Here is a 12,538-nt window from a genome sequence, read left to right on the forward strand (position 1 = left end):
CCTGAATTCTGTACAGCCTGTACAGAATTCAGGAGGAAGGGGGAAGAGGGTTCAGGCCGGCTCTCCTCGGCTTTTCTCCTGGGCCATCCCCAGCTCCAGCAGCCCCGGTGGCGGGGTAATGCCAACCCAGCCTTCGCTCAGGTGCACTTCGGGCACAATCGCCTTCACGAAGGGGATCAGCAAACGCCGCGGACCACTCGGGCTGGCCTGCTCCACCTCCAGCAGGTCATTGCCGGCGTGGATCAGGTCGCAGACCCGGCCAATCACCTGACCGGTCTCCAGCAGCCGCACTTCGGTGCCCACCAGATCGAGCAGGTGGAATTCTCCTCGGGCCAGCTTGGGCCGGTCGTTGGCGCGCACCAACAACTGCTCGCCCACCAGGGCTTCGGCCGCCTCGCGGCTTTCGACATCGGCCAGCCGCACCACAAACAGCCCCTTGCCCGGCAGCTGGCGCCCGCCCCGCAGCTCTACCAGCCGCGGATCCTCGTCGCGCCGCTGCAGCCAGCGTTGTCCGGCCCGGGTGAAGCGTTCGGGGAAATCGCTGAGGGGCAGGATCCGCAGTTCCCCCATTAGTCCCTGGGCGGCCACGATCTTGCCCACCACCATGAGCTCGTCTTGGGGGGAGTCGCCGGGACGATCGGTGTCGCTCAGATCAGCCATGCCCGTCTGATTCCCTCACCGGTCCTTCTCCCCCGATAATGACCCCACGCCTCGCCTGAACCATGGCCGACCTGTTGCCGATCCTGCCGGGCTCCACCGTGGTGGTGCGCGACGGCCGCTCGATTTACAACGGCTATCGGGGCTTCGTGCAGCGCATCAGCGGCCAGCAGGCTGCCGTGCTGTTTGAGGGGGGCAACTGGGACAAGCTGGTCACCATGCCGCTCAAGATTCTCGAGCAGGCTTGAGCACCGCCAGGGCGGCGCGAGCCGCTTCCTGTTCGGCGCTACGCCGCGAGCGGCCCCAACCTTCGTGACCCCCGTTCACCGCGACGCCAGGGCCGCAAACCGTCACCGTGCAGCGAAAGCGGCATGGGTCGGCGTGGATCTGGCTGCATTCCTCGCAGCTGTAGTGGGGCAGGCCCAGCCCAGCGGCCTGGGTCCATTCCTGCAGGGCTGACTTCCAGTTGTGGCGGTCTGGATCGGCCAGCAGTTCGGCGCTGCTGCGCTGCCAGTGGGGGGTGAGCCAGCGGTGCACTGGCTCCAGGCCGCCCTGGCCGGCACCCCAGGCCTCATAGAGGCCGCCCAGCAGGGCTTCGCAGCACTCCGCCCGCACGGTGGCCTGTCCGGCCCGGTCGCCGCTGGCCATCGGGCCCAGGTGCAGCATGGCTTCGATGCCGCAGCGCTCGCCCAGTTCGGCCAGCCAGCGGTCGCTCACCAGCTGGGCCCGTAGGGCTGAGCAGCGCCCCACACTCAAGCTCGGATAGTGCTGCTGTAGGAATTCGGAGGCCGCCAGCCGCAGCACGGCGTCGCCCAGAAACTCCAGCCGCTCGTGGTTGACGGCCCGGCCCGCGGACGTGTGGGTGAGGGCCTCCTCAATGGGAGCAAGATTGCGGTTGCCGGGTTCCAGGTCTAAGGACCGCAGGAAGGCAACCAACTGCTGGTGGCGTTCGGGTCCCATGGCTGGAGGGGATCGCGGGCTGGAGCAAAGGGTGAAAGCAGGACGTAAGCCGGGTTCTGTTCTCCCGCCGCAAGCCCGGAGGCCAGGGGCGGGGGGTGATCATCTGTCTGGGACCGCCGTTACCGGCGGCCTCGAGCGGCGCACTTGAAGCGGGACGGGTGTCATGGCCAACCGTTGTCCCTTGGCCTTGCTCCCAGCCGGGGTTTACCGAGCCAGCACCTCTCGATGCTGCTGGTGCGCTCTTACCGCACCCTTGCACCCTTGCCTGATCAGGGGGCGAGCCCCCTGCCATCGGCGGTGTGTTTCTGTGGCACTGTCCTCACGGTCACCCGCACTGGGCGTTACCCAGCAAGCCTGGCCATTGGGGAGCCCGGACTTTCCTCAACCAGGCGCTGGGGCTCCTCCGCAGAAGGACCCCAGCCCTGATCGCGATCACCTCGCCTGCTTTCACATCCCATAATGCCCCTGCGGACGTCTTGCGGGATGGTCGCGGGGGGCTGTAGCTCAGCCGGATAGAGCGACGGTTTCCTAAACCGTAGGTCGTGGGTTCGAGTCCCGCCAGCCCCGCTTCTGGTCCCAGCCGCTGCGCTTTCTGCGTTGCTGGTAGTGAGCGCTACGGGTGGTGGTCTACCCATTTCGGCCACCGGGGCTAGCGTGGTTCCAGTCGTCTGACCGCGATGACCCAGCTTCACGATCTGCGTCTGCGGCTGCTGGTGCAGCAGGAGAGCGAGCGCATCGCTGACAGCCAGCCCGATGAGCTCGACCTTTCGGTGGTGCAGGCCCGCTGCCTCTGCTGGCTGGCCCTGCTGGCGGAAGCCCATGAAGAGCAGGCCACCGACGCCGAGCGTCGCGGCGACACCGAGCAGGCCATGGGCTGGTTTGCCGATTCCATGCGCCTGCGCGATGTGATCCATGTGGTCACCTCGATCGAGATCCCCCTGCCGGCCGCCAGCGGCGAGATCGACGAATTGGGCGACGACCAACGCGACCCAGGCCCCCTGGCGGCGTGAGTGTCATGATGGAATTTGACAACCCAAGGGAGTGCGGTGCCCGAAGAGCCCTGCCAATGCCCTGATTGCCAGCGTTTCTATCGGGAACACGACCGATTGATCCGTGAAAACCCCACCCTGCGCCAGCAGCAGGAGCTGAATTGGGCTGCGCTGCAGTCGTTTCGCACCCTGGCTGGACGGGTGATGGAGGAACTGCAGAAGCAACAGGAGGCGGCCGAGTCCGCCGCCCAGTCCGCTCCTGCCGCCCAGGCAGCCGGAGCTGGGGCCGATCAGGCCGGAGATCAGGCTGGCGAGCCCGATGCGTTCCAGCAGGCCATGGCCGATCTGGAGAACATCAACGCCCACCTGTTCTCGATTGAGGCGCTGATGGAGCGCATCTTCGATGTGCGCGTGCCCGAGGAGGTGGAGCAGAAGTTCCGAGAGGTGGCCGGCGAGCTGGCCCCCGACCCCCTCAATGCCGACCGCCTGCGGCTCAATCGCCTGCTGCACCAAACCCCGGACCTACCGGGTTAGGCCTTCGGGTTCGTCCATCTCACAGGTGATGGTCACAGGGAAGCTCTCGGCCCGCCAGATCCGTTCGGCGTAGTCGCGGATCGAGCGGTCGGAGGAGAAGAAGCCGCTGCGGGCTGAATTGAGCAGCGACATCCGGTTCCAGCGGCCTCGGTCGGCCCAGGCACGATCCACGTCGGCCTGGGCCTGCAGATAGGCGTTGAAATCGGCCAGCACGAAGAAGGGATCCCGGCCGGTGAGGTTCTGCAGCAGGGGCCGGAACAGGTCGCCGTCGCCATTGCTGAAGTGGCCCTGCTCCACCAGCCGCAGGATCTCAGCGAGCTCCGGCATGCTGCCGATCAGCTCCCAGGGGCGGTAGCCACTGTTGTGCAGGCTGGAGATCTCCTCTGCGGTTTTGCCGAACAGGAAGAAGTTGTCGGCGCCCACCTGCTCGCGGATCTCCACATTGGCGCCATCCAGGGTGCCGATGGTGAGGGCGCCATTCATGGCGAACTTCATGTTGCCGGTGCCGGAGGCTTCCTTGCCGGCGGTGGAGATCTGCTCGGAGAGATCGGAGGCGGGGTAGACCCGCTCGCCCAGCTTGACGTTGTAGTCGGCCAGGAAGATCACCCGCAGGCGGCCCTCCATGTCGGGATCGGCGTTGATCGTTTCGGCGATGCCGTTGATGAAGCGAATGATCAGCTTGGCCATGTAATAGCCGGGCGCTGCCTTGCCGCCGAAGATGACGGTGCGGGGTGCCATGCCGTCGGCCTGGCCGTTCTTGATCCGCAGGTATTGGGCGATCACCTGCAGGGCGTTGAGGTGCTGGCGCTTGTATTCGTGGATGCGCTTCACCTGCACGTCAAACAGCGACGCCGGATCCACTAGCACGCCGGTGTGGCGGTGGATGTAATGGCTCAGCTGGCCCTTCACGGCCAGCTTGGTGGCCTGCCAGCGCTCCAGGAAGCTGCTGTCGTCCACAAACTGCTCCAGCTTGCGCAGTTCATCGAGGTGATTGACCCAGCCCTCGCCGATCGATTCGTTCAGCAGGGCTGAGAGCTGGGGATTGGCCAGGGCCACCCAGCGCCGGGGGGTCACGCCGTTGGTGACGTTGGTGAACTTCTCCGGCCACAGGGCGGCGAACTCAGGGAACAGCTCGGTTTTGACCAGTTCGCTGTGCAGGGCCGCCACACCATTGACGTGGTGCGACGCCACGGTGGCCAAGTGGGCCATGCGCACCGCCTTGCCGCCCTCCTCGTCGATGATCGACATCTTGCGCAGGATCTGCTCGTTGCCCGGGTACTTGAGACGCACCTGCTGCAGGAAGCGGCGGTTGATCTCGTAGATCAGCTCCAAGTGCCGCGGCAGCAGGGAGCCGAACAGCCCCAGCCCCCACTTCTCCAGGGCCTCGGGCAACAGGGTGTGGTTGGTGTAGGCCACCGAACGGCTGGTGATGCTCCAGGCAACCTCCCAGTCGAGGTTTTTGTCGTCGAGCAGCAGGCGCATCAGCTCCGCCACGGCGATCGCCGGGTGGGTGTCGTTGAGCTGCACGGCCCAGTGGTCGGGGAATTCGGTGATCGGGATGCCGCGGGCATCAAGATTGCGGATCATGTCCTGCAGGGAGCAGCTCACGAAGAAGTGCTGCTGCTTGAGGCGCAGGCGGCGGCCCTCGTCGGTGCCGTCGTTGGGATAGAGCACCTTGGAGAGGGTCTCCGAACCCACTTTTTCCTCCACGGCGCCGTAGTAATCGCCGATGTTGAAGGCGTAGAAGTCGAAGGATTCGGTGGCGTCCGCGCGCCAGAGGCGCAGCCGGTCGCAGGTGTTGACCCGGTAGCCCAGCACCGGCACGTCGTGGGGGATGCCGATGGCGTGCTCCTCAGGAATCCAGCGCACCCGGTAGGTGCCGTGCTCATCGCGGTAGCTCTCGGTGCGGCCACCGAAGCCCACGAAGCAGGCCTGGTCGGGGTGGGGCAGCTCCCAGGGCCAGCCGCTCTTGAGCCACTTGTCGGTGATTTCCACCTGCCAGCCGTCGCGGATCAGCTGGTCGAAGATGCCGAACTCGTAGCGGATGCCGTAGCCGGTGGCGGGGATCTCCAGCGAGGCCAGCGATTCGAGGAAACAGGCCGCCAGCCGCCCCAGTCCGCCGTTGCCCAGGCCCGGCTCCTCCTCCACGTCGAGGATCTCGTTGATGTCGTTGATGCCGAAGCGGCGCAGCGCCTCCGCCGCCTCCTGCTGGATGCCCAGCATCAGCAGGTTGTTGCCCAGTTGCGGCCCGATCAGGAATTCGGCCGAGAGGTAGGCCACCACCCGCGTGGGTGTGGCGCTCAGGGCTTCAATGCCGGCCAGGTAACGGGTCATCAGCCGATCGCGCACGGCGTAGCTGAGGGCCATGTAGAGGTCGTGGAGGCTGGCCGTGGGGGCGAGTTTGCCGAGCGTGTAGAAGAGGTGCTCGGTCATGCCGTCGAACACGTCGTCAGCGGCGAGCCCGCTGCGATCGGAGTCCGCGTAGCAGCCTGGGGTGGGCAGGTGCAGGTTGCTGGGTTGAAGGTCGCTCATACGAGCAATCCTCCGTCATGGGCCGGGGCACGGCCTGCAGACCACCGCCAGTTCGTCACGTCGTCGGCATCCATGCCGTGCAGGTGGGCGTAGGCACGGTTGGCCAGGATCGCCTCCTTCATCCGCTCCTTGACGTGGGCGGCTCGCGATCCCAATCGTGGCACCCGGTCGATCACATCGATCACCAGGTTGAAGCGGTCGATCTGGTTGTTCATCGCCAGTTCAAGCGGGGTGTTGATATTCCCCTTCTCCTTGTAGCCGCGCACGTGGAAGTTGGGGTGGTTGGTGCGGTGGTAGGTGAGCCGGTGAATCAGCCACGGGTAACCGTGGAAATTGAAGATCACCGGCCGATCGGTGGTGAACAGGCTGTCGAAGTCGCGGTCGCTCAGCCCGTGGGGGTGTTCGTTGGGGGTGGTGAGGGAAAACAGCTTCACCACGTTGAGCACGCGGATCTTGAGCGAGGGGATTTCGCGGCGCAGGATCTCCACGGCCGCCAGCGTTTCCTTGGTGGGGACGTCCCCGGCGCAGGCCATCACCAGATCGGGCTCATCCGGTTCGGTGCCGCAGTCGTCGTTGCTGGCCCAGCTCCACAGGCCGATGCCCTTGGCCACATGGGCGCGCGCCTGGGCGAGGTTGAGGTACTGGAGGTGGCTCTGCTTGTCGGAAACGATGATGTTGCACACGTTGGTTTCCAGCAGCGCTTCTTCGGCCACCGCCAGCAGGCAATTGGCATCGGCGGGTAGGTAGACGCGCACCACCTCTCCGCTCTTGTTGCCAGCCAGGTCGATGAAGCCCGGGTCCTGGTGGGTGAAGCCGTTGTGGTCCTGGCGCCACACGGTTGAGCTGATCAGGCAGTTCCAGGCGGAGATCGGGGCCCGCCAGGGGGCGTGATGGATGCAGCTCTCCAGCCACTTGGCGTGCTGGTTGAACATCGAGGCGATCACATGGGCGAAGGCCTCGTAGGTGTGGAAAAAGCCGTGCCTACCGGTGAGGACGTACCCCTCCATCATTCCCACCAGGGTGTGCTCGGAGAGCATCTCCACCACCCGACCGCTGCGGCTCAGCTCACTGCCGCCCGCGCCATTGACGCCGGCGTCTTCAGGCAGCAGCTCTTCCATCCACACTTTTTTGCTGCGCTCGTAGATCGCCTGCAGGCGATTGGAGGCGGTTTCATCCGGCCCGAACACCCGCACTGAATCAGGGTTGAGCTCAATGGCATCGCGCAGGAGCTCCCCCAGTGGGGCAGTGTTCTCATGCTCCACCTGACCTGGAGCATTGAGGGCGACGGCGTAGCGCTCGATCGCCGGCAGGCGCAGCTTGCGGCGCAGCAGCCCGCCATTGGCATGGGGGTTGGAGCCCATGCGGCGGCGGCCCGTGGGGGAGAGGGCCTGAAGCTCCGGCCGCAGCCGCCCCTGGTCGTCAAAGAGCTCCCAGGGGCGGTAGCTCTTAAGCCAGGCTTCCAGCATGTGCAGCTGCTCAGGATCGCCCTTGGGGTTGGGCAGGGGCACCTGGTGGGCGCGCCAGAAGTTCTCGAGCTTCTTGTCGCCCAGGGCCGCTGGGCCGGTCCAGCCCTTGGGCGAGCGCAGCACAATCATCGGCCAGACGGGCCGGCTGACGCGGGTGGGATCACCGCTGCGGCGTGCCTTCGCCTGGATGGCGGCGATGCGGTCCGCGGCGCCGTCCATCGCGGCGGCCATGGCAGCGTGCATGGCCATCGGCTCGCTGCCTTCCACAAACAACGGCTCCCAGCCGTAGCCCCGCATCAGGCTGGCGAGCTCCTCTTTGGGGATGCGCGCCAGCAGGGTGGGGTTGGCGATTTTGTAGCCATTGAGATGCAGCACCGGCAGCACCGCCCCGTCGCTCATCGGGTTGAGAAACTTGTTGATGTGCCAGCTGGTGGCCAGCGGACCGGTTTCCGCCTCGCCATCGCCGACGCAGGCCAGGGCAATCAGTGAGGGGTTGTCGAACACGGCCCCACAGGCGTGGGAGAGCACATAGCCGAGCTCGCCGCCCTCATGGATCGAGCCGGGTGTTTCCGGGGTGCAATGGCTGCCGATTTGGCCAGGGAAGGAGAACTGCTTGAGGAACCGCCCCATCCCGGCGGCATCCTGGGATTTGTTGGGATAAATCTCGCTGTAGGAGCCGTCCAGGTAGGTCGGTGCCAGCACGCCCGGGGCCCCGTGGCCTGGGCCAGACAGGTAGATCATGTCGAGATCGCGCTCGCGGATCAGCCGGTTGGCATGGGCCCAGATGAACGCCTGACCCGGGGAGGATCCCCAGTGACCTAGCAGGCGGTTCTTGATGTGCTCGGGCCGCAGCGGTTCGGCCAGCAGCGGGTTGTCCTGCAGGTAGATCATCCCCACCGCCAGGAAGTTGGCGGCTCGCCACCAGGCATCCAGGTGTTGCAGCTGCTCCGAGGTCAGGTCTTCAGCCATGGCGTTTGCATGAATCCTGGATTCAGACCGTAGCGATGGCTGCCATAGCCGAACCGCCCGCCCGGATAGAGATCTGCTTGCGAACACGTTGAGCCTGGCCGCTTTAAGGTCGGCGCCTCAACGGCCCTGCCAAGCGCTCTCAGCCTCCATGGTGTTGCCAGCCCTGTTGCTTGAAATCGGTAGTCATCAGGCGGAGGTGGCCAAAACCCTGATTTCGGTTGGGGAATTCCTGGTGATCTTTGTGGCGGCTCGCTTCCTGGCCGAGCTGATGGTGCGGGTTCAGCTGCCCACGATCCTGGGTGAGCTGGTGGCGGGTGTCCTGATCGGGGTGTCCGGTCTGCACCTGATCGTGCCGCCCGACACCCAGGTTCAGCTCAGCAGCTGGGGGCTGGGGTTGCTCAGCTCCCTAGCCGATATTTCGCCAGAAACGGTGCAGGCGATCTACGCCGAAACCTTCCCCAACCTGGAGGCGGTTTCCCAGATCGGCCTGTTTGCCCTGCTGTTTCTCACAGGCCTGGAGAGCGAGCTCGACGAGCTGGTGGCGGTGGGTGCCCAGGCCACCACCGTGGCGGTGACCGGCGTGGTGCTTCCCTTTGCCCTCGGCACCGGCGGCCTCTATTACCTCTTCCATGTGCCGCTGATTCCGTCGATCTTTGCCGGGGCGGCGATGACCGCCACCAGCATCGGCATCACAGCGAGTGTGTTCGGCGAGCTGAAGTTTCTGCGCACCCGCGAAGGCCAGACCGTGATCGGTGCCGCCGTGCTCGACGACATCCTCGGCATCGTGATCCTGGCGGTGGTGGTGAGCCTGGCTGGAGGCGAGGGCTTCAGCCTGGGGCCGATTCTCAAGTTGGTGGCGGCGGCTGGCGTGTTTGTGGCGGCGGCCCTGTTCCTGAGCCGCACCGCCGCGCCTGCTTTCGACTGGGTGCTCGACCAGCTCAAGGCCCCCGGCGAGGTGGTGGTGGCGGCCTTTGTGGTGTTGTCGTTGTGCTGCTTTGTGGCCCAGGCCATTGGCCTGGAGGCGGCCCTGGGGGCCTTCGCGGCGGGATTGATCCTGAGTGGCTCGAAGCACACCCATGCCATCCAGGACACGGTCAAACCGCTGGTAGCGCTGTTTGCCACGATTTTCTTCGTGCTGATCGGCACGGGGATGGACCTGTCGGTGCTCAATCCGCTGGACCCTGCCAACCGTGAGGGCCTCGTGGTGGCGGCGTTCCTGCTCACCGTTGCCATCGTCGGCAAGGTGGCCGCCGGTTGGAGCTACGTCAGCAAGGAGAAGACCAACCGGCTGGTGGTGGGTCTGGGGATGATGCCCCGCGGTGAGGTGGGCCTGATTTTCCTGGGGCTCGGCACCCAGGCCGGTTTGCTGACCAAACCGCTGGAGGCCGCCATCCTGCTGATGGTGATTGGCACCACCTTCCTGGCGCCAATCCTGCTCAGAGTGGTGCTGGGTGGCAGTGCTGGAGGCCCCGATCTTGACCCGCTTGCCGAAATCCCCACCTGAGTTGCCCTTGAGGCCCCCCGCCAACCCGCTGCGGCGCTGGGGGCTGAGCTGGGGCGGCTGGCTCGACAACCGCCATGGCGAATGGTGGCTGCTGGCTCAGTTGGTGCTGATCGCCGCGCATCTGCTGCCCCCCTGGCCGGCCCCGGGCGCCTGGGGCTATGCCTGGCCCCTGCCGCTGGCGCTCGGCGGAGCCGTGCTGTTTGTGGTGGGGTTGGTGTTGGCGGCCCAGGCGTTCTGGGGGCTCGGAGCCAGCCTCACCCCCCTGCCTGATCCGATCCTGGGCGCCCCTCTGGTGAGCAGCGGCGCCTATGGCCGCTGCCGTCATCCCCTGTATCAAGCCGTGCTGCTGTGCTCGCTGGGCGTGACCCTGGCCCTCGGCAGCCTGTTGCATCTGGCCTTGCTGCTGGGCCTGGCGGCCGTGTTGGGCGGCAAGGCGCGCCGGGAGGAGCGGGCACTGGCGGCGGTTCACCCCGAGTACGCCGCCTACCGGGCCGCGACGCCCGCCATCATTCCCCGCCTTCCCTGGCTCGACTGGCGAGTGCTGTGAACAGCCCCCAGCCGGCGGCGATCAGGCCGAGGCTGCTGGCCCAGTCGGGGCCGAGAGCCCAGCTCAGGGCCAGGTCGGCCAGCACCCCGATGGCCAGGGCCAGCAGCAGGCTGCTGACCACCAGCGCTATTTGCTGAGCTGCTGCGGGCAGGGGGCCTGCCGCCAGCGCCTCCTCCAGGCGTGTCAGGGGCCCGCTCAAGGGCAGATAGAGCGCCAGGGCCCAGAGGGCGATCCCCGGCAGGAAGGGAGTCCAGTCGGGGCTGGTGAGGGGCAATGGCGCGCCGCGGTTCTCCCTAGCATCAACCACCCTGGCGCCGTGCATGGTGGCTTCTGTGTCGAATCCGCAGCCCTGGAGCTACGCCGGCCATCCCGTGTATGCCGTGACGGCGGCGCCGGCCCAGCCCGAAGGGCCGGCGATCCTGCTGGTGCACGGCTTCGGCGCCTCCACCGACCACTGGCGCTACAACATTCCCGTGCTGGCCGAGCGCCACGAGGTGCACGCCATCGACCTGCTGGGCTTCGGCCGCAGCGCCAAGCCCGCCGCGCTGGCCTATGGCGGCGCCCTCTGGCGCGACCAGCTGGCCGCCTACGTGAGCGAGCGCATCGGCCGGCCCACGGTGCTGGTGGGCAATTCGCTCGGGGGTTTCTCGGCGTTGGCCGCCGGGGTGGCCCTCGGCAGGCAGGCTGCCGGGGTGGCGTTGCTCAACGCTGCCGGCCCGTTCAGCGATGAGCAGGCGCCGCCCAAGGGCTGGGGCGCGATCGCCCGCCAGACGATCGGGGGCGCCTTGCTGAAGAGCCCGGTGCTGCAGCGGCTGCTGTTTGAAAACCTGCGCCGGCCCGCCACGATCCGCCGCACCCTCAATCAGGTGTACATCGACAAGACCAACGTCGATGACGCGCTGGTGGAGGCGATCCGCCGGCCCTCTCTGGATCCGGGCGCCTTTGGCGTGTTCCGCACCGTGTTCGACATTCCCCGCGGCCAGCCCCTCGATGAGCTGTTCGCCCAGCTGGGTTGCCCGCTGCTGCTGCTCTGGGGCATCCGCGATCCCTGGATCAACGCCGTAGGCCGCCGCGCCGCCTTCCAACGCCATGCACCGGCTGCCACCAGCGAGGTGGTGCTGGACGCGGGCCACTGCCCCCACGATGAGGTGCCTGGGCTGGTGAATGCGGCCCTGCTGGAGTGGATGGACGGCCTCAGTGCGGCGGCGGCTGCACCCCCGGCAGCCGACCTCGCGCCAGTAGCTGCTTCGGGTCGAACTGGCGCTTGATCGCCTCGATCATCGGCCGGGATGGGGCATCCAGCCAGGCTGGGAGCTGGGCCCCAGCCGGTTGACGCAGCACGGTGAGATAGCCGCCCCAGCCCAGGCAGCTCCGCCGCAGCGCCTCCACTCGGTAGGCCGGCAGTTGGTCTGCCGCTGCCCAGGCGAAGCCGATCCCGCTGCCGGCACTGAGGCACACCGGCAGGCCGGTCAGAGCGGCTTCAGCCAGCAGGGCGGGCGCCTCGCTGGGGCGCACGGCCAGGCGCAGCAACCAGTCGCAGGCCTCGGGCCCCGGGCCACGGCTTTCGGCCACGCGGGCATCGAGGTCGGCCGGCTCCAGCGGCAGGGCGGCGATGCCAAAGGGGGTGGCTTTGGCGGCGATGCAGGTGATCTGCTCGTCGAGGGTGCGGGCGTTGATGCTGGCGAGGCTGATCAGCAGTCCGGTGTCGCCCCCTTGGGCGGGGCCGGCGCGCCACCAGTCGATTCGCTCCGGGCTGAGGCTTGAGCTCAGCAGCCAGCCACTCAGCTGCCCCAGGGCCTCCAGCGGGCCACTGAGCCACAGGCCCCGCCGCTGGGGCGGCAGCGGCAGGGTGCGCAGGGTGACGCTGGTGATCAGGCCCAGGGCGCCCCAGCTGCCGGTGAACAGGCGCATCAGGTCGTAGCCGGCCACGTTTTTCACCACCTTGCCGCCGGCCCGGGCGCGGGTGCCGTCGGCGCGGATCAGCTCGATGCCGATCAGCTGGTCGCGCACGCCCAGGTAACGCTGACGCAGGCCACCGGCCAAGCCTCGCGCCACCAGGCCGCCGAGGCTGCCGCTGGCTTCACCGGCGGGCCCGCTGCCCCAGGGCCAGTCGAGGGCCAGCCACTGCCCGTGGTGGGCCAGCTCCGCCTGCACCTCCACCAGTGGTGTGCCGGCCTGGGCCGTCACGGTGAAATCGCCAGGGCTGTGCTCGACGATGCCGCGCAAGCGGCCGCAGCTCACGGTTGTGCTGCCAGCAGCCACCGGCGGCCCCCAGCTGAGGCGGCTGCCCAGGCCGGCGGGTTGCCAGGGGGTGGCCTGCCGGTGCAGCGCTCGCACCAGCTCCTGCAGCTCGCTGGGCTCCGGAGTGATCACGGCACGA

Annotated in this window: 12 protein-coding genes, 1 tRNA gene and 1 other RNA gene; 7 read left to right on the plus strand and 7 right to left on the minus strand. The window is 67.3% G+C overall.

From position 1 onward, the window contains the following. Nucleotides 1-51: 51 nt before the first annotated feature. Nucleotides 52-660 carry a ribosome maturation factor RimM gene (rimM, locus tag KBY65_RS04495; protein WP_094559059.1) on the minus strand — a complete coding sequence of 203 codons (609 nt, stop codon included), beginning with the start codon at nucleotides 658-660 and terminating at the stop codon, nucleotides 52-54. 62 nt (nucleotides 661-722) lie between these two features. On the opposite strand from rimM, the gene KBY65_RS04500 reads away from it, so the two are divergent. Beyond that, a complete protein-coding gene (locus tag KBY65_RS04500; RefSeq protein ID WP_094559060.1) occupies nucleotides 723-905 on the plus strand; it encodes an NAD(P)H dehydrogenase subunit NdhS in 183 nt (60 codons plus the stop codon). Here KBY65_RS04500 and KBY65_RS04505 read toward each other — a convergent pair. Next, entirely contained in the window at nucleotides 883-1,617 is a 735-nt protein-coding gene (locus KBY65_RS04505) for a ribonuclease III family protein (protein ID WP_255000668.1), read from the minus strand. The genes KBY65_RS04500 and KBY65_RS04505 overlap by 23 nt on opposite strands. A gap of 29 nt (nucleotides 1,618-1,646) precedes the next feature. After that, nucleotides 1,647-2,066, minus strand: an RNA gene (rnpB, locus tag KBY65_RS04510) — RNase P RNA component class A. Nucleotides 2,067-2,110: 44 nt separating this feature from the next. Here rnpB and KBY65_RS04515 point away from each other — a divergent pair. The 3 genes from KBY65_RS04515 to KBY65_RS04525 all read left to right on the plus strand — a co-directional run bounded on the left by KBY65_RS04515 (nucleotide 2,111) and on the right by KBY65_RS04525 (nucleotide 3,140). Beyond that, nucleotides 2,111-2,184 (plus strand) — tRNA-Arg (locus KBY65_RS04515). Nucleotides 2,185-2,294: 110 nt separating this feature from the next. Further along, on the plus strand, nucleotides 2,295-2,627 hold the full coding sequence (locus KBY65_RS04520) for a hypothetical protein (protein WP_094559062.1): 333 nt from the start codon (nucleotides 2,295-2,297) through the stop codon (nucleotides 2,625-2,627). A 36-nt stretch (nucleotides 2,628-2,663) separates the two neighbouring features. Next, entirely contained in the window at nucleotides 2,664-3,140 is a 477-nt protein-coding gene (locus KBY65_RS04525) for a hypothetical protein (protein WP_094559063.1), read from the plus strand. Here KBY65_RS04525 and KBY65_RS04530 read toward each other — a convergent pair. Both KBY65_RS04530 and KBY65_RS04535 read right to left on the minus strand, forming a co-directional pair. After that, complete coding sequence (locus KBY65_RS04530; protein ID WP_255000669.1) at nucleotides 3,129-5,672, minus strand: glycogen/starch/alpha-glucan phosphorylase; 2,544 nt, start codon at nucleotides 5,670-5,672, stop codon at nucleotides 3,129-3,131. The two genes, KBY65_RS04525 and KBY65_RS04530, sit on opposite strands and share 12 nt — an antisense overlap. Next, complete coding sequence (locus tag KBY65_RS04535; protein ID WP_255000670.1) at nucleotides 5,669-8,107, minus strand: phosphoketolase; 2,439 nt, start codon at nucleotides 8,105-8,107, stop codon at nucleotides 5,669-5,671. The genes KBY65_RS04530 and KBY65_RS04535 overlap by 4 nt, the downstream gene beginning before the upstream one ends. Nucleotides 8,108-8,255: 148 nt before the next feature. Here KBY65_RS04535 and KBY65_RS04540 point away from each other — a divergent pair, with 148 nt between their 5' ends. Continuing rightward, on the plus strand, nucleotides 8,256-9,611 hold the full coding sequence (locus tag KBY65_RS04540; RefSeq protein ID WP_255000671.1) for a cation:proton antiporter: 1,356 nt from the start codon (nucleotides 8,256-8,258) through the stop codon (nucleotides 9,609-9,611). A gap of 7 nt (nucleotides 9,612-9,618) precedes the next feature. Beyond that, nucleotides 9,619-10,158: a methyltransferase family protein gene (locus tag KBY65_RS04545; RefSeq protein ID WP_255000672.1), complete on the plus strand. Its 540-nt coding sequence runs from the start codon at nucleotides 9,619-9,621 to the stop codon at nucleotides 10,156-10,158. Here KBY65_RS04545 and KBY65_RS04550 read toward each other — a convergent pair. After that, the gene (locus tag KBY65_RS04550) at nucleotides 10,118-10,465 is read right to left on the minus strand and encodes a hypothetical protein (protein ID WP_409996622.1); all 348 of its coding nucleotides are present in this window, start codon (nucleotides 10,463-10,465) and stop codon (nucleotides 10,118-10,120) included. The two genes, KBY65_RS04545 and KBY65_RS04550, sit on opposite strands and share 41 nt — an antisense overlap. 13 nt (nucleotides 10,466-10,478) lie before the next feature. Here KBY65_RS04550 and KBY65_RS04555 point away from each other — a divergent pair, with 13 nt between their 5' ends. After that, nucleotides 10,479-11,426 (plus strand): alpha/beta fold hydrolase, encoded by a 948-nt coding sequence (locus tag KBY65_RS04555; protein ID WP_255000673.1) that lies wholly within the window; start codon nucleotides 10,479-10,481, stop codon nucleotides 11,424-11,426. Here the strand turns inward: KBY65_RS04555 and KBY65_RS04560 are convergent. After that, the gene (locus KBY65_RS04560) at nucleotides 11,353-12,531 is read right to left on the minus strand and encodes an FAD-binding oxidoreductase (protein WP_255000674.1); all 1,179 of its coding nucleotides are present in this window, start codon (nucleotides 12,529-12,531) and stop codon (nucleotides 11,353-11,355) included. The two genes, KBY65_RS04555 and KBY65_RS04560, sit on opposite strands and share 74 nt — an antisense overlap. Nucleotides 12,532-12,538: the final 7 nt, after the last annotated feature.

This window comes from Cyanobium sp. Alchichica 3B3-8F6 (genome assembly GCF_024346435.1).
Lineage (GTDB): Bacteria > Cyanobacteriota > Cyanobacteriia > PCC-6307 > Cyanobiaceae > Cyanobium_A.

Bases quoted from the DNA above. Each gene is read 5' to 3' on its own strand.
- rimM (WP_094559059.1), bottom strand. From the start codon at position 660: ATGGCTGATCTGAGCGACACCGATCGTCCCGGCGACTCCCCCCAAGAC.
- KBY65_RS04500 (WP_094559060.1), top strand. From the start codon at position 723: ATGGCCGACCTGTTGCCGATCCTGCCGGGCTCCACCGTGGTGGTGCGC.
- KBY65_RS04505 (WP_255000668.1), bottom strand. From the start codon at position 1,617: ATGGGACCCGAACGCCACCAGCAGTTGGTTGCCTTCCTGCGGTCCTTA.
- KBY65_RS04520 (WP_094559062.1), top strand. From the start codon at position 2,295: ATGACCCAGCTTCACGATCTGCGTCTGCGGCTGCTGGTGCAGCAGGAG.
- KBY65_RS04530 (WP_255000669.1), bottom strand. From the start codon at position 5,672: ATGAGCGACCTTCAACCCAGCAACCTGCACCTGCCCACCCCAGGCTGC.
- KBY65_RS04535 (WP_255000670.1), bottom strand. From the start codon at position 8,107: ATGGCTGAAGACCTGACCTCGGAGCAGCTGCAACACCTGGATGCCTGG.
- KBY65_RS04540 (WP_255000671.1), top strand. From the start codon at position 8,256: ATGGTGTTGCCAGCCCTGTTGCTTGAAATCGGTAGTCATCAGGCGGAG.
- KBY65_RS04555 (WP_255000673.1), top strand. From the start codon at position 10,479: ATGGTGGCTTCTGTGTCGAATCCGCAGCCCTGGAGCTACGCCGGCCAT.